The organism is Sphingobium yanoikuyae, from assembly GCF_013001025.1.
GTDB lineage: Bacteria > Pseudomonadota > Alphaproteobacteria > Sphingomonadales > Sphingomonadaceae > Sphingobium > Sphingobium yanoikuyae_A.
This window is the reverse complement of record NZ_CP053021.1, coordinates 300374-314315: the sequence shown is the minus strand read 5'-3', so window position 1 is coordinate 314315 and position 13942 is coordinate 300374. Positions and strand designations below refer to the sequence as shown.

Genomic DNA, 13942 nt, shown 5'->3' with positions numbered 1-13942 from the left:
CAACCCTCAGGCTGCTACGGGCCTGGGTTGGGGCGATCGGGCGGAGCGGTTCTTCACGCGGCGCATCGGCAGGTTGCGGCAATGGCGCTTGAAATAGACGATCTCCAGCAGGGTCGGCCAGATTTCGAGCGAGGAGCGGATCAGCCCGACCTCATCATCGACCATGCGGCTGACATTCTGCTGGAAGAAATCCGGCTCGAAATCATAGAAGGTGCGTGACAGGCCGGCGGCAAAATGGCCCAGCGCGTCGCGCCGCTCGGTCGTGCGCGCGTCGGCCATGCTCTTGAGCACCCGGTCATGCAAGGCGCGGGCGCTGTCCAATATCTCTTCGCTGTCCTGAAGGCTGACCGCGCCGTCATAGTCGAAGGCGATCGACCATTCGTCGGTGCGCTTGAGGCTGGTGCGGATCTTGCGCTTGAGCAGGCCGCAGATCGCCTCGTTGAACACCTCCGACGCCAGCGGATTGCGCATATAGCTGTTCTTGATGTGGGTCTGGGCGGAATCGACATGGGCCGAGACCATGTTCGACTGCTGAATCCACAGGCGATAGATATAATCCTCGAACCGCAAGCGCGTCGGGAAGAAGGGCGGCAGGCCGGTGCGATTGTCATAGCCCGCGACGCCGCAGTCCATTCGCCAGTTGAGATTGGTGAGGCAGGGGCGAAAATTGACCAGCACATAGGTGTCGTTGAGCCGTTCGGCATCGACCTCGTCCGGATCGTCGAGGAACATGTCGACGAAATCGACCGCATCGATATCGTTGGTGCCGGTGCGGAAGGTCTGCGCCATCTTCACCACCGCCGAGCGGGGCAAGCGCCCTTCCTGCAAGGTCAGGCTGTTTTCCCGCGCGAAGCCGAGCGAATTGTTGGATTCCAGGTCCATGGCACTGTCGATCACCAGTTCACCCTGGTCGTAATTGGCCGGCGCGTCCGCCACCGTCTTGCCCAATATGTCGCGGAAGGACTGGAGAATGTCGTAGGATTTGCGGCAATGGCCATTGGCGCCGCGCGGGATGGTCTTGCCCCGGCTGATTTCCCGTTCGCCCAGCGTTTCCGGGCTGTCCTCGATCAGGGCATAGGGGCGCATGTCATCGTCGGCGCTGACCATCAGGTCGCCCAGCGTATACATCAGGGTGAAGTTGCGGTTGCCGCCATAGCTGGGGCGGAAGAGGTTGCGGACCAGCACGTCGAGCTTGCGGTCGCGCAGCCGCTTGCAGATGTAGGAAACGAACTGCTCCTTTTCGGCCGGGCCGACATACCAGAGGTCGTTGACCGTCTTGGTCGCCTCCAGCGCGCCGAAATATTTGTCATGATTGGCGACCGAGGAATCATCGAAGACGATGATCGGCGCGGTCTGGCCGCTGCGGGCGAAATTTTCGTCATAGGCCTCGACGGTCGCGCCGACGTCGCGCAGGCGATAGGTCGGGATCACGAAATGCAGGTCGCGTTCGCTCACAAATTTGTCCTTTGGGGATATAGGAATGGGGGTCAGTCGCGCCGGACGCGGGCAGCCAGAAAGGCCGCGAGTGGGGCGCGATCTTCGGCCAGGATTAGGGGATCGTAATGGCCGTCGCGCTGCGCCTGGCGCCGGTCGAGGTCACGGCGCCAGCCGTCACGCAGGCGCACGCCCTGGCAGAGCAGCAATATACCGAGGCTGGCGAAGCTGAAGCTGGCAAGGGCCAGCGCCATTTCGAGCGGCGCCGATGCCGGGCCGTCCAGGGTCAGGGCGCGATGCAGCAGCGAACTGCCGGCCGCCGCGCCGACGAGCAGCAGGCCAAGGCCGCGCCAGGCGAGGTCGCGCCGGGTCATGATGCCCGGCTCCGTTGCCATGCCGGAGGAGCCGGGGCGGCGCGCGGCCGGATCGACAGGCGTCCGGTGAGCCGTGGCCGATCGCTGCGCCGCTCGGCATCAGCCGGGGTGGGAGGAGGAGGTCGGTGGGTCATGGGACAAGGGACTTAATGGCCCCCGTCGGTCAAATTCCAGCCGACCTCAGCGCGCTTTTCATAGTATTTGCATAGGGATGATCAGCGGCCGCCAAACAGGCCGCTCTTCACCGTCAATTGCAGCATCACCGCGCGCGGGGCACCGAGCGAGCCCAATATGTCGCCTTCGCGCACGGCGTTGGTGCCGGTGCCGGCCGCGCTCGCGCCCACCACCGATCCGCCGACGATGATCAGCCTGTTGGTGAGGTTACGGCCGATCAGCGACAATTCCCAGGGCTTGCCCGCGCCGCCGTTGATCGAGAGGGCGGCGTTGAGCTGGATATAATCATCCTGCAGCGTCCTGGGGTTACCCTCCGTCTGGGTGACATAGGCACTGCTATAGTTGAAATCGACGGACAGCGATCCGCCCAGCCGGTCGGCGAAGCTGTGGTCATAGGTGAAACCGCCGGTGATCGCGATTTCGGGCGCGCGGAACAGGCGTTGGCCGGTCTGGTCCTGATTCTGATAGGGATTGGCCGCCGTGCCCCAGGTCGATTGCGGCAGATTGGGATTGAGCGGATTGAGATTGCAGCCCTGTGCGATCGACTGGCCCGCATAGCAGCCGCCGATGAAATCGGTGTAGCGGGCGTTGTTGTAGGCGATCGCCGTGTTGAACGTCAGGCCCGCGAGCGTGCGCGGCCGGATGGTGAGGCTGAGTTCCGCGCCCTTGATCTCCGCCCCGCCCGCATTCTGGGTCAGCTGGGTGAAGGAGGCGTTGTCGTAGCGCGACAACTGGAGCCCGCTATATTTATAATAATAGCCGACCAGATCGTAGAGGATCTGGCGATCGGCAACATAGCCCTTGGTGCCGATCTCGCCGCCCTTGGCGGTCATCTGGTCATAGGACAGGTCGATCGCGGCGCGGCTCTGGTCCGCATCGGTGCGCAGCCGGGTCGGCACGGTGTTGAAGCCGCCCGAGGTGAAGCCCTCGCGATAGGCGGCGTAGACGGTGCGATCGCTGTCGGGACGCCAGGTGAGCGTCACGTCGGGCGAGAAATCGGTATAATTCTGCTTCGGGCCGAGAATCTGGATCGGGCTGCCGAGCGAGGTGCCGGTCAGCGACTTGTCTTCCCAGCTATAGCGGCCGCCGACGGCCAGTTCGAGCGGATCGGCGATCTTGTAGCGCAGCTGGCCGAAGACCGACGTCGCCTTGGTATGGACGTCATAATAGGTCGCCCCGACCACGAAGGGCGTACCGAAATTGGTGGTGAAGGCCTGACGCGTGAGGAAATGGGCGTCCTGGAAGAAGCCGCCGACGAGGAAGTTCAATGGCCCGTCATAGTCGGACGCGAGGCGCAGTTCCTGGCTGAAGCCCTTGGCGGTGATGTCGTTCGACGCGCCGAAATAGGGATTGTTGGAAAAGGTGAAGCTGTCGACCGAACGTTCGCGCAGGCGGTAATAGCCGGTGACCGAGGACAGGGTATAGGCGTCGCCCAGATCCTGGTCGACGCTGAGCGAGGCGAGGAACTGCTTCGACTTCATGAAGGGCACGCCATCGCCATAGCTGGGATCGCTGGCCGCGGTCGCCGGCGCGAGGATGGCGTCGTAGAAATTGCGGTTGAGCGTGCAGTCGGTCGAGCCATAGCGGCTGACGCCGGCGGGGCAGTAGATTATCTGGCTGAGGCCGGTGGGGCCGACGCCGTCCCGTTCGCGCTGGCCATAATTGACCTTCGCCTTGATCCGGGTCGATCCGCCCGCATCATAGGCCAGCGTGCCGCGGACGAAGACATCCTCGGAATTGAGGCTGTCGGCGCCGCGCCCCGGCGTGATGCCGGCGATCGGTTCGGCGACGTTGCGGAACCAGCCATCCTCCTTGGAATAATAGCCTACGACGCGGGCGGCGAGACCGTCGGTCAGCGGCACCGAGGCGCTGGCCTCGACAAAGCGCTGGTCGGCCATGAATTCATAGCCGGTGCGCAGCTTCGCCTCGAAATCCTTGCCCGGATCCTGGGAGATGAGCGAGGCGATGCCGCCTGGGCTGTTCTTGCCATAGAAGAGCGCCTGCGGCCCCTTGAGCACCTCGACCCGGCCAAGGTCGATCTGGCCGAGGCGGATGGCATTGCCATAGCTGATCGGCACGCCGTCGAAATTCAGGGTCACGGCGGTTTCGGTCGAGGGGTTGGAGATGCCGGCGCCGATGCCGCGCAGGTTGATCGAGCCGCCGACCTGATTCTGCGATTCGGCGATGACCAGCTGCGGCACCTGCTGGCTGATCGCCTGGAAGCTGGTGGTGGCATAGCGTTCGATCTGGTCGGTCGAGAGGGCAGAGACGGCAACCGGCACGTCGATCAGCCGCTCGTCACGCTTGCGGGCGGTGACGATGATCTCCCCTGCCCCGGCGTCAGCCTGGGGCACGGGTGCGGCGCTATCCTGCGCCTGTGCGGTTGCGAGCATCAGGGCCGGGCCGGCAGCGACAGTCGCCAGCAGACGGCCGATCAGGGCCTGCTTCATATCATCCTCCCATTGGTTCAGGCCTTGTCGACAATGCCGCAAGGCTCATTCCATTCGGGACGATTATGATCCGAGGCTAATGGTCAGGCAAATTCCTCAAATCGATCGAATTGGCCAATAATTATCAGGAAAACATGCAGATCAACATGTTGATCAATTGCACATAAGCGCCGAATTTACGGCAACTTTGATCCGAATATCATCGGACGCTTCCGTCGATATTCACGATCCATGCACCGCATCACGGCGCATCGCTTTGACGATATATGCGACATGTCGGCCGACCGAGATGAACGGCAGACACGAAAAAGGGGCCGCCGGGCAGGCGACCCCCTTCGATATTCCTGTCACGTCGCCCGTACGGCGAACGGGCGACGGCCGATCAGTCGGCCTTGGACTGGAGATTGACGGCCGCGTACTTGCCGCGACGATCGACTTCCAGTTCGAAGTCCAGACGGTCACCCTCGTTCAGGGCGCCCATGCCGGCGCGTTCGACAGCGCTGATGTGGACGAAAGCGTCCGGCTGGCCGTCATCACGCTGGATGAAGCCGAAGCCCTTCATGGCGTTGAAGAACTTGACCGTGCCGCTGGCGCGTTCGCCGGTCAGCTGACGCTGCGGGCCACGCTCTGCACCACCGAAACCACCGGCGCGGGGTTCGCGCGGTTCACGCGGCGGCGCACGATCGGTCACGGGGAGCGGTTCGCCGTCGATGACCAGATCGGTCGCCGACACCTTGCCACCACGATCCACCAGGGTGAAGCCGAGCGGCTGACCTTCGGCCAGACCGGTCAGGCCGGCCTGCTCGACCGCGCTGATGTGAACGAACACGTCTTCGCCGCCATCGTCACGAACGATGAAGCCGAAACCCTTCTGGCCGTTGAAGAACTTGACGACACCCTTGCCTTCGCCAACGACCTGGGCCGGCATGCCGCGACCACCGCCGCCGCCGCCACCAAAGCCGCCACCGCCGCCGAAGCCACCGCGGCCACCGCCGCCGAAACCGCCGCCGCCGCCGAAGCCACCGCGATCACCACCGCCGAAGCCACCACGACCACGATCACCACCGCCGAAGCCGCCACCGAAGCCGCCGCGGTCACCAAAGCCACCGCCGCCGAAGCCGCCGCCGCTGCCCTGGTCGTAGAAATTGTCGTCGCCGAAACCGTCGCGCTTGTCCTTGCCGCGCCCGCCGCGGCGCCCTCTGTCAAAACTCATGCCCTGTTAGTCACTTTCGCTTCGCCCCAAGACACATTGGACAAACATGTCGGGCGAATGACATGCACAATCCACCGCAAAGTCGCGGTTTGGGAATCACTATATCAAGTTTTCCGGGCAGCGCGAATGATTTCGCATATCGGGCAAAAAGAGCGCCCGCAGCGCCGATTTACAGGCCCTATCTGCCAAAGCCTTGATTGCGATATGGCCCGTTTCCCCATAGAGGGAAAAGTCATGACCGTCCATTTCCATGAAGAAGATCTGCCCGAGGGCGTCCTTGCCCCCGGCCCGATCGCCGTCGATACCGAAACCATGGGGCTCATCACCCCGCGCGATCGCCTGTGCGTCGTCCAGATCAGTGACGGCAAGGGCGACGAGCATCTGGTCCGCTTCAACCCCGGCAGCGATTATGCCGCGCCGAACCTGAAGGCGGTGCTGGCCGATCCGGAGCGGATCAAGATCTATCATTTCGGCCGATTCGATATCGCCGCGATCCAGCATTATCTGGGCGTGGTGGCAGCGCCCGTCTACTGCACCAAGATCGCGTCGAAGCTGGTGCGCACCTATACCGACCGCCACGGCCTGAAGGAGCTGGTCCGCGAACTGCTGGGCCAGGACATCAGCAAGCAGCAGCAGTCGAGCGACTGGGGCGGCCCGAACCTGTCCGACGCGCAGAAGGATTATGCCGCGTCCGACGTGCGCTTCCTGCACCAGCTGAAGACCGAACTGGACAAGCGCCTGACCCGCGAAGGGCGGATGGAACTGGCCCAGGCCTGTTTCGACTTCCTGCCCCATCGCGCGGCGCTGGACCTGGCGGGCTGGCCCGAGAACGACATCTTCTCGCACATGTAAGCGACAGGGCGGCAGGCAGACATGTCCATCCAGGCCGAGCAACAGCGCAACGTCCGCCGCCATTGGGCCCGGCCGGGTGGCAGCCATGACAAGCTGGTGCGCCTGCTCAAAAATTATCTGCCGGTGGCGGTCGGCGTGCTGACCGCCCTGCTGGCCATGGCCCCCTTCACTGGCGGCGACAAGGTCAGCTTCGTGCTCGACAAGAACAAGGTCGAGGTGGCGAAGGAGCGGATGCGCGTGTCCGAGGCGCTCTATCGCGGGCAGGACAGCAAGGGCCAGCCCTTCTCGCTGCGGGCCGGTTCGGCCGTGCAGAAAAGCTCACGCGAGCCGATCGTCGACCTGAACGACATGGCCGCGCGCATCCTGCTGCCCGAAGGGCCGGCGGTGCTGAACGCGCAGAAGGGCCGTTACGACATGGAGACCGAGCGCGTCGCGATCGTCGGCCCGGTCCAGTTCGAGGCGGCCGGCGGATATCGCCTGGTCACCCGCGACGTCGGCATCGATTTGCAGACGCGGCGGATGAAGAGCGCAGGCCGGGTCGACGGGCGCATCCCGATCGGCACGTTCAGCGGCGACCATCTGGAAGCGGACATGAATGCACGCACGGTCACGCTCAACGGCCGGGCGACCTTGCGCATCGAACAAAATGGCCTCAAAGGGCAAAAGTGATGAAACGCACCCTCATCCTGCTGTCGACCGTTGCGCTGGGCGCGACCGGCCTCCTCTACGCCGGCGCCGATGCGCAGGTGTTCAAGAATCATGACAGCAATGCGCCGGTGAACTTCACCGCCGACCGGATCGAGGTGCAGGACCGCGCCGACCGGGTGGTGGTATCGGGCAATGTCGAAGTGACGCAGGCCGGCATGACGCTGAACGCCGCCCGCATGACCGTGGCCTACAAGCAGCAGCCCAATGGCGCGGCGAACACCGGCAATGGCGTGGAAATCCAGCGCATCGACGCGTCGGGCAATGTCGTCATCACCAAGGCCGACCAGACCGCGCGCGGCAATGTCGCCATCTATGACCTCAATGCCAAGCTGATCACCATGGTCGGCAATGTTTCGCTGACCCAGGGCGTCAACCGCCTGACCGGCGGACGGCTGGTGATGGATCTCAACAGCGGCCGCACCACGGTTGACGGCCGATCGACCGGCGGCGCCGGCACATCGACCAGCCCCAGCGGCCGCGTGTCGGGCACCTTCACGGTGCCGCAGCGCAAGAACTGATCCGGGAGCAGCAAGGCCGGGCGACGCGTTTCGAGCGGTCTAATCGCTATCGATTTGCGTCATTGATGCCGGGCTTTGGCGGCTAAAGACCATTTCTCGACATAAACCGCCCTGCCGGCCCGAAGTTGCTCGTAAGCTAGGTTCTTGTTGCCAGCGTAGACTTGGGTAACCGTCCGCCCATAGCGATCGCGCGTGACCGGGCTGATCGTCACCCCGCGCGCTACCAGCTGCTTCTTGCTGGCGATCGGATCGCCCGGCGCGCAGCTGCGGCCCTTGCGGCAGGGCCCCGGCAGTTCCGGCGCGTCGATACCGAGAAGTCGGACGCGGCCAATCTCGCTACATTTGAGAGTGTCGTCGTCGATTGCGACACAAACTGTTGGCGGTTGGAATATAGAAATGAGGAAGGGTAGAAACATCGATGACAATATCCGTTTGATTTCAACTCCAGCTTGAGCCGACACACCTTGTTGATAGCTTCTGATCCAGGGGGAATCAGGAGTAACACATGGAAATCAAGAAGATTTTGATTGCGCTTGCATTCGTCTCCGCTCCGGTGGTTGCTCAGCCGCCGACCACCATTCCGTCCGAAGGCACCGATGAGCAGGACGCAGAATACGAAGCCTGCAAGGCGCGCTATGTGCGCGACGGCTTCGGCAACTATGACCAGGCGGCAGCGTGGTGCTATCCGCGCATTTATGGCAGCGAGGATAGCCCCTATCCCGGCAAGGATCCCAGCATCCCCAAGTACTGAGCCATGACGGGCGCCTCTGCGTGGACGCGCGCGGGGGTGTTCTTCCCAGGAGCATGATGGCGATATCAGCCCAGACGCCGTTCGCGAGGCCACCCCGATAGCGGTCGCTCGGTTCGTGGGCGGAAAATTGCCCGGCAAGAAGCGACCAGCAGCGGCCCATCCCATCATCGTCACCCTGAAATTGTTTCAGGGTCCATTCCTCCCAATAGACCAATGGCTTGCTAGGCTTAATAGATGCTGAAACAAGTTCAGCATGACGTAGGTGGGATGGCTGCAACCCACCCAAATCCGCCGCCCTTCCCGTCCATCATCCGGCCTGTCCTACACGCCGCTTGTCTGATCTACTGCCCGGATGGATCATCATCCCCCTGCCCTTCTACCCCAGTCATGGCCCGCTGCGCACGAGCCATCGACGCGTGGTGATCGCGCCATAGGGGCGTTCCTGGTGCGCGGCAGAAGCGCGATTGTCGCGTCACAGGGGCGATGCGGGCGCATATTGGACACCTCCACCCCATGGGTGGTGACGCGCCACCGGCGCAAAGCCGACGCGTCACAGGCGCGTTCCCGGCGCATTTCGCCCAGAAACCCCGATAACGGTGTGAACTTCGGGAAACGCGTGCCCCCGCCTTCGGCCTGTCCTTCAGCCCAGCGGTCGCCGCGCGCGCAGCGCCTGGGCCAGCGTGCCCTCGTCCAGATAGTCGAGTTCGCCGCCCACCGGCACGCCATGGGCCAGCTGGGTCAGGCGGATCGGGAAGCGCTCCAGCCGCTCGGCCAGATAATGGGCGGTGGTCTGCCCCTCCAGCGTGGCGTTCATCGCCAGCACCACCTCATCTATGCCGCCGGCCTCGACCCGCGCGACCAGCGCATCGATGCTCAAATCCTCGGGCCGCACCCCCTCCAGTGCAGAGAGGCGCCCGCCCAGCACATGGAAGCGACCGGGGAAAAGGCGCGACTTGTCCAGCGCCCACAGGTCCGCGACATCCTCCACCACGCACAGCGCCCGCGCGTCGCGGCGCGGATCTGCACAGATGCCGCAGGGATCGACCGTGTCGACATTGCCGCAGACCTGACAGGTGACCAGCCGTTCGTTGACCGCCGCGAGCGCGCGCAGCAGCGGCTCCAGCGCGCCCTCGCGCTTCTTGAGCAGATGCAGCACCGCGCGCCGTGCCGAACGGGGGCCAAGGCCGGGCAGTCGCGACAGCGCCTGGGTCAGCGTCTCGATTTCAGGTGAAGCCATATCGTGAGATAAGGGGTTGCATGTCTTTCCGACAAGAGCTTTGAGGCCCTTCATGCGTATCATCTATATGGGCACCCCTGATTTCGCCGTTCCAGCGCTCGATGCACTGGTGAAGGCCGGGCATGACATCGTCGCCGTCTATAGCCAGCCACCCCGTCCGGCCGGCCGTGGCAAGGCGCTGCGCCCCTCCCCGGTGCAGGCCCGCGCCGAGCAACTGGGTATCGAGGTGCGCACGCCCGTCTCGCTGAAGGACGAGGCAGTGCAGGCCGAATTTGCCGCGCTCGACGCCGATGTCGCGGTCGTCGCCGCCTATGGGTTGATCCTGCCGCGCGCGATCCTGGCGATGCCGCGCCATGGCTGCCTCAACATTCATGGCTCGCTGCTGCCGCGCTGGCGCGGTGCCGCGCCGGTGCAGCGCGCCATCCTGTCGGGCGACAATGTCACCGGCGTCACCATCATGGACATGGAGGCCGGGCTCGACACCGGGCCGATGCGCGCCAAGCATGTCACCCCGGTCGAGGACAAGACGGCCGGCGAATTGACGCAGGAACTGGCGCAGGCCGGTGCCGAGCTGATGGTCGATGTGCTGGACGATCTTGCCGGCCATCCGCCGGTGGTCCAGCCCGAAGAGGGCGTCACCTATGCCGCCAAGATCGACAAGGCGGAGGCGCGGATCGATTTCAGCCGCGACGCGCATCAGGTCGAACGGCAGGTGCGCGCCTTCAACCCCTTCCCCGGCGCCTTCTTCGAATATGGCGGCGAACGCTTCCGCATCCTCGCCGCCACGGTCGAGGATCATGCCGGGCCTGCGGGTGAACTGCTCGACCACAGCCTGCTGATCGGCTGCGGCCATGGCGCGATCCGTCCGACGCTGATCCAGCGCGCGGGCAAGGCGGCGATGTCGGCGGGCGAATTGCTGCGCGGCTTCGACATGCCCACCGGCAGCCGGGTCGACGCCTGATCCGATGGCCCGTTTCGCCTTCACCGTCGAATTTGACGGCCGCCCCTTCATGGGCTGGCAGCGTCAGGCCCATGGCCCCAGCGTCCAGCAGGCGATCGAGGATGCGATCCATGCCGTCACCGGCGAGCGCGCCATCCTGCACGCTGCCGGCCGCACCGATGCCGGCGTCCATGGCCTGGCCATGCGGGCCCATGCCGATGTCGAAAAACCGCTGACGCCCTTTCGCCTGATGGAGGCGATCAATGCGAAGCTGCGGCCCCATCCGGTCGCGATCCTCGCCTGTGAGGAAGTCGCGCCGGACTGGCATGCCCGTTTCAGCTGCATCGGCCGCGCTTATATCTACCGCATCGCCAATCGCCGCGCGCCACTGACCCTGGAATCGGGGCTTGCCTGGCGGGTGATCCAGCCGCTCGACGCCGACGCCATGCATGACGCCGCGCAGATATTGGTGGGGCATCATGACTTCACCACCTTCCGCTCGGTCCATTGCCAGGCGGCCAGTCCGCTGAAGTCGCTGGCGATGCTGGATGTGGAGCGACAGGGCGATCGCATTGCCATCCGGGCGGAGGCGCGCTCCTTCCTCCATCATCAGGTTCGCTCGATGGTCGGCTGTCTCGCGATGGTCGGCATGGGCCGCTGGAGCGCCGATGACCTGCGCGATGCGCTGGAGGCGCGCGACCGCGCCCGGCTGGCGCTCAACGCGCCGCCCGACGGCCTCTATTTCGTGCGTGCCGATTATAGCAGCGCGGTGGTCACCAACTGATTCTTGCCGGCGCGCTTGGCCGCCAGCATCGCCTCGTCTGCGCGCGCCACGATGCTGTCCAGTTCGGTGTCATCGTCGGGGATCAAGGTCACCAGGCCAAAGCTGCCGCTGACACCGCCATGCGCGCCGCCCAGCGTCATCAGTCCGACGCGCAGCGCCTCGCCCAGGTCCGTGCCTTCCTCGTCGACCAGCAGCACGAACTCGTCGCCGCCCATTCGCGCCACGACATGGCGGGTGGCGACCATATCCTCGATCAGCCGCGCCACATCGACCAGGCAGCGATCCCCGGCGCTATGTCCGAGACTGTCATTGAGCTGTTTGAACCCGTCGAGATCGAGATAGATCAGGCTGACGGCGCGATGCACCTCGGCCGCCTGCCGCAGCAAGGCCCGCGCCCGCACCACGAAGCCACGGCGGTTGAGCAGGCCGGTCAGCGGATCATGGATCGCATCGAAATGGGCCTGCCGCATTTCCGACAGATCCTCGACCACGGCGACATAGAATTCCGGCTCATCCCGCTCGTCGCGGACCAGCGCCACGGTGAGGTTGATCCAGATCAGCGATGCGTCGGCGCGGATATAGCGTTTTTCCAGCGTATAGCGCTGCAACTCGCCCCGGTGCAGCCGGCCGAGCAGCGCGACATCGACATCCAGATCATCGGGATGGGTGATCTGCTGAAAACCCAGCCGCATCAGCATCGCGGCAGGATAACCGGTAATCTCCTCAAAGCGGGGATTGACGGTCAGGAAGCTGCCGTCGAGCGCGACATGGGCAATGCCGACCGGCGCGTGCTGGAAGGTCGCCTGAAACCGGCGCTCCGCATTGGCCAGATTGGCCTGGATCGTCTGCGCCTCCTGGCTCAGCGCCCGCGCGACATGGGTCAGGCGGTCGATCCGGCAGATCGCATCCGGGGACATCACGGGATCGCGATCAGGAACAATGGACTGGGCGGAGGCGATGGGCACGATGGGCGACTATTCTTTCCTGACTTTGTCGCCTCCTTCTGCGCCCAACAAGGTAAAGACTCTCTTTAGATTACGTATTTTACTGGCTCCAGAGTGGGTTTGAGAAAGCCGGTTCCGGCCCGCTCCCCCGCCCAACCACCCGACAGGATGACACTGGATCGGGTGGTTGGGCGGGGGCGCGGGCTGGAACCGTACCGAAAAATCGCCCTTTCGCGATTTTTCAAACAGGCTTTCGGATCGTCAGAGCCGGGTGCGGAACGGGGTGAAGTCGGTGCCCGCATCATAGACGTCGAGCCCCTCGCGTCGCTTGAGGCCATTCACCACCACATAGGTGACGGGCGTGAGCACCGCTTCCCAGCCGACCTTCATCGCCCAGTTGGTGACCATCACGGTCAGCACCTGCGTCGTGGTCCAGTCGCCATAGAAAGCGAGCGGGTAGAAGAGCAGGCTGTCCACCCCCTGCCCCACCACCGTCGAGCCGATGGTGCGCATCCACAGATGCCGTCCCTGGGTGATGATCTTCATCTTGGCCAGCACGAAGCTGTTGGCCAGTTCCCCCGCCCAGAAGGCGCAAAGCGAGGCAAAGACGATCCGCCAGGTGCTGCCGAACACCGCCTCATAGGCTTTCTGGTCGGGCCAGCCCTCGGCCGGCGGCAAGGCCACCACCACCCAGCTCATCAGCGCCATGAACAGCATCGCGGCGAAGCCCGCCCAGACGCAGCGCCGCGCCCGCGCATAGCCATAGACCTCTGTCAGCACGTCGCCGATCACATAGCCGAGCGGAAAGAAGAGTATGCCCGCGCCAAAGGTCACGCCACCCAGCGACGACAGCTTGGCCGCGCCGATCAGGTTGGACAGCAGCAATATGGCGACGAAGGCCGCCATGAAGAAATCATAATAGCGCAGCGGCCGTGCGCCAAGCACGGTCGCGTCGATTTTCCGGATGCCCGCGTCGCTCATCCTTCGGTGCATATCCCGCCGACACACGATTGCAACGGCTGCGAAAGATTGCGCCGCGGCGCAAGCCCCGCTATCGCTCCCGCGCACGGCCCCGTAGCTCAGTTGGATAGAGCATCCGCCTTCTAAGCGGATGGTCGCAGGTTCGAATCCTGCCGGGGTCGCCAATCAGGCTTTCGGTTGTCAGCAAGTCTGCTCCTTTACTTCATTTTCGTGATCCTCTGAGCGGCGAGAATGGCCAATTTCGGCCGTTTCGGTTTTAGAGGGTGTAGCGAAGTAGGCGGTTTTCGCCGTCAGCGAGGAGTTAGGAACGTCCCATTCAGGACGGCAAATCGACCCGATCGAGTATTCTCTTGAGCAACGTCCAAGGCCCATCCCGGCGAGGATGTGACGATATTTGCACCCGGGTATCTATCCCCTGCACCCCTAGTCGGCGGTTTTCGCACTGGACGATCCGAGCAGTATAATCGCTGACGTCGGCCAGCCTGCTCTCGTTCTCGATCTTCATCTGCGCGATATCGAAAGACGCTGCCTCATCGCCACCCGGCCAGATTGTGATCGTGACGACCATCATGGCCTGCGCGC

The 13942-nt window shown here is 64.1% G+C and carries 15 protein-coding genes and 1 tRNA gene; 7 read left to right on the top strand and 9 right to left on the bottom strand.

Going from position 1 to position 13942, the window contains the following annotated elements; translation table 11 throughout:
- Positions 1–6 precede the first annotated feature (6 nt).
- The 4 genes from HH800_RS01680 to HH800_RS29445 all read right to left on the bottom strand — a co-directional run bounded on the left by HH800_RS01680 (position 7) and on the right by HH800_RS29445 (position 5645).
- Positions 7–1455, bottom strand: coding sequence for a hypothetical protein (locus HH800_RS01680; protein WP_010338328.1), 1449 nt, complete (start codon positions 1453–1455; stop codon positions 7–9).
- Between the two features lie 32 nt (positions 1456–1487).
- Positions 1488–1808, bottom strand: a complete 321-nt coding sequence (locus tag HH800_RS01675) for a hypothetical protein (RefSeq protein ID WP_169859990.1) — start codon at positions 1806–1808, stop codon at positions 1488–1490.
- Between the two features lie 215 nt (positions 1809–2023).
- Positions 2024–4432, bottom strand: a complete 2409-nt coding sequence (locus HH800_RS01670; RefSeq protein WP_169859989.1) for a TonB-dependent receptor — start codon at positions 4430–4432, stop codon at positions 2024–2026.
- A gap of 382 nt (positions 4433–4814) precedes the next feature.
- Entirely contained in the window at positions 4815–5645 is an 831-nt protein-coding gene (locus HH800_RS29445) for a cold-shock protein (RefSeq protein ID WP_048939522.1), read from the bottom strand.
- A 234-nt stretch (positions 5646–5879) separates the two neighbouring features.
- Here HH800_RS29445 and HH800_RS01660 point away from each other — a divergent pair, with 234 nt between their 5' ends.
- Genes HH800_RS01660 through HH800_RS01650 form a run of 3 tightly spaced genes read left to right on the top strand, consistent with a single transcriptional unit; the run spans position 5880 to position 7723 of the window.
- On the top strand, positions 5880–6497 hold the full coding sequence (locus HH800_RS01660; protein ID WP_010338324.1) for a ribonuclease D: 618 nt from the start codon (positions 5880–5882) through the stop codon (positions 6495–6497).
- A 21-nt stretch (positions 6498–6518) separates the two neighbouring features.
- Positions 6519–7166 carry a hypothetical protein gene (locus tag HH800_RS01655; protein ID WP_004208264.1) on the top strand — a complete coding sequence of 216 codons (648 nt, stop codon included), beginning with the start codon at positions 6519–6521 and terminating at the stop codon, positions 7164–7166.
- Complete coding sequence (locus tag HH800_RS01650) at positions 7166–7723, top strand: LptA/OstA family protein (RefSeq protein WP_004208265.1); 558 nt, start codon at positions 7166–7168, stop codon at positions 7721–7723. Before HH800_RS01655 ends, HH800_RS01650 begins: the two co-directional genes overlap by 1 nt.
- A 59-nt stretch (positions 7724–7782) precedes the next feature.
- Here the strand turns inward: HH800_RS01650 and HH800_RS01645 are convergent, their stop codons facing one another.
- A complete protein-coding gene (locus HH800_RS01645; protein ID WP_169859988.1) occupies positions 7783–8139 on the bottom strand; it encodes a thermonuclease family protein in 357 nt (118 codons plus the stop codon).
- 89 nt (positions 8140–8228) lie between these two features.
- On the opposite strand from HH800_RS01645, the gene HH800_RS01640 reads away from it, so the two are divergent.
- Positions 8229–8474 carry a hypothetical protein gene (locus HH800_RS01640; protein ID WP_017500414.1) on the top strand — a complete coding sequence of 82 codons (246 nt, stop codon included), beginning with the start codon at positions 8229–8231 and terminating at the stop codon, positions 8472–8474.
- 640 nt (positions 8475–9114) lie between these two features.
- Here HH800_RS01640 and recR read toward each other — a convergent pair.
- Positions 9115–9711 carry a recombination mediator RecR gene (gene recR, locus HH800_RS01635; RefSeq protein ID WP_048938762.1) on the bottom strand — a complete coding sequence of 199 codons (597 nt, stop codon included), beginning with the start codon at positions 9709–9711 and terminating at the stop codon, positions 9115–9117.
- Between the two features lie 52 nt (positions 9712–9763).
- On the opposite strand from recR, the gene fmt reads away from it, so the two are divergent.
- Positions 9764–10672 (top strand): methionyl-tRNA formyltransferase, encoded by a 909-nt coding sequence (gene fmt, locus HH800_RS01630; RefSeq protein ID WP_169859987.1) that lies wholly within the window; start codon positions 9764–9766, stop codon positions 10670–10672.
- A 4-nt stretch (positions 10673–10676) separates the two neighbouring features.
- Positions 10677–11435: a tRNA pseudouridine(38-40) synthase TruA gene (gene truA / locus HH800_RS01625; RefSeq protein ID WP_010335965.1), complete on the top strand. Its 759-nt coding sequence runs from the start codon at positions 10677–10679 to the stop codon at positions 11433–11435.
- Here the strand turns inward: truA and HH800_RS01620 are convergent.
- The gene (locus HH800_RS01620) at positions 11408–12352 is read right to left on the bottom strand and encodes a GGDEF domain-containing protein (RefSeq protein WP_169863177.1); all 945 of its coding nucleotides are present in this window, start codon (positions 12350–12352) and stop codon (positions 11408–11410) included. The genes truA and HH800_RS01620 overlap by 28 nt on opposite strands.
- Before the next feature lie 288 nt (positions 12353–12640).
- Positions 12641–13360: a queuosine precursor transporter gene (locus HH800_RS01615; RefSeq protein WP_037510686.1), complete on the bottom strand. Its 720-nt coding sequence runs from the start codon at positions 13358–13360 to the stop codon at positions 12641–12643.
- Between the two features lie 87 nt (positions 13361–13447).
- On the opposite strand from HH800_RS01615, the gene HH800_RS01610 reads away from it, so the two are divergent.
- A tRNA-Arg gene (locus HH800_RS01610) sits at positions 13448–13524 on the top strand.
- 152 nt (positions 13525–13676) lie between these two features.
- Here HH800_RS01610 and HH800_RS01605 read toward each other — a convergent pair.
- Entirely contained in the window at positions 13677–13931 is a 255-nt protein-coding gene (locus HH800_RS01605) for a hypothetical protein (protein ID WP_009821126.1), read from the bottom strand.
- Positions 13932–13942: the final 11 nt, after the last annotated feature.

Excerpts from the sequence above, each read along its gene's own strand:
- HH800_RS01675 (WP_169859990.1), bottom strand. The coding sequence starts at position 1,808 with ATGACCCGGCGCGACCTCGCCTGGCGCGGCCTTGGCCTGCTGCTCGTC.
- HH800_RS01670 (WP_169859989.1), bottom strand. The coding sequence starts at position 4,432 with ATGAAGCAGGCCCTGATCGGCCGTCTGCTGGCGACTGTCGCTGCCGGC.
- HH800_RS29445 (WP_048939522.1), bottom strand. The coding sequence starts at position 5,645 with ATGAGTTTTGACAGAGGGCGCCGCGGCGGGCGCGGCAAGGACAAGCGC.
- HH800_RS01660 (WP_010338324.1), top strand. The coding sequence starts at position 5,880 with ATGACCGTCCATTTCCATGAAGAAGATCTGCCCGAGGGCGTCCTTGCC.
- HH800_RS01655 (WP_004208264.1), top strand. The coding sequence starts at position 6,519 with ATGTCCATCCAGGCCGAGCAACAGCGCAACGTCCGCCGCCATTGGGCC.
- HH800_RS01650 (WP_004208265.1), top strand. The coding sequence starts at position 7,166 with ATGAAACGCACCCTCATCCTGCTGTCGACCGTTGCGCTGGGCGCGACC.
- HH800_RS01645 (WP_169859988.1), bottom strand. The coding sequence starts at position 8,139 with ATGTTTCTACCCTTCCTCATTTCTATATTCCAACCGCCAACAGTTTGT.
- HH800_RS01640 (WP_017500414.1), top strand. The coding sequence starts at position 8,229 with ATGGAAATCAAGAAGATTTTGATTGCGCTTGCATTCGTCTCCGCTCCG.
- recR (WP_048938762.1), bottom strand. The coding sequence starts at position 9,711 with ATGGCTTCACCTGAAATCGAGACGCTGACCCAGGCGCTGTCGCGACTG.
- fmt (WP_169859987.1), top strand. The coding sequence starts at position 9,764 with ATGCGTATCATCTATATGGGCACCCCTGATTTCGCCGTTCCAGCGCTC.
- truA (WP_010335965.1), top strand. The coding sequence starts at position 10,677 with ATGGCCCGTTTCGCCTTCACCGTCGAATTTGACGGCCGCCCCTTCATG.
- HH800_RS01620 (WP_169863177.1), bottom strand. The coding sequence starts at position 12,352 with ATGTCCCCGGATGCGATCTGCCGGATCGACCGCCTGACCCATGTCGCG.
- HH800_RS01615 (WP_037510686.1), bottom strand. The coding sequence starts at position 13,360 with ATGAGCGACGCGGGCATCCGGAAAATCGACGCGACCGTGCTTGGCGCA.
- HH800_RS01605 (WP_009821126.1), bottom strand. The coding sequence starts at position 13,931 with ATGATGGTCGTCACGATCACAATCTGGCCGGGTGGCGATGAGGCAGCG.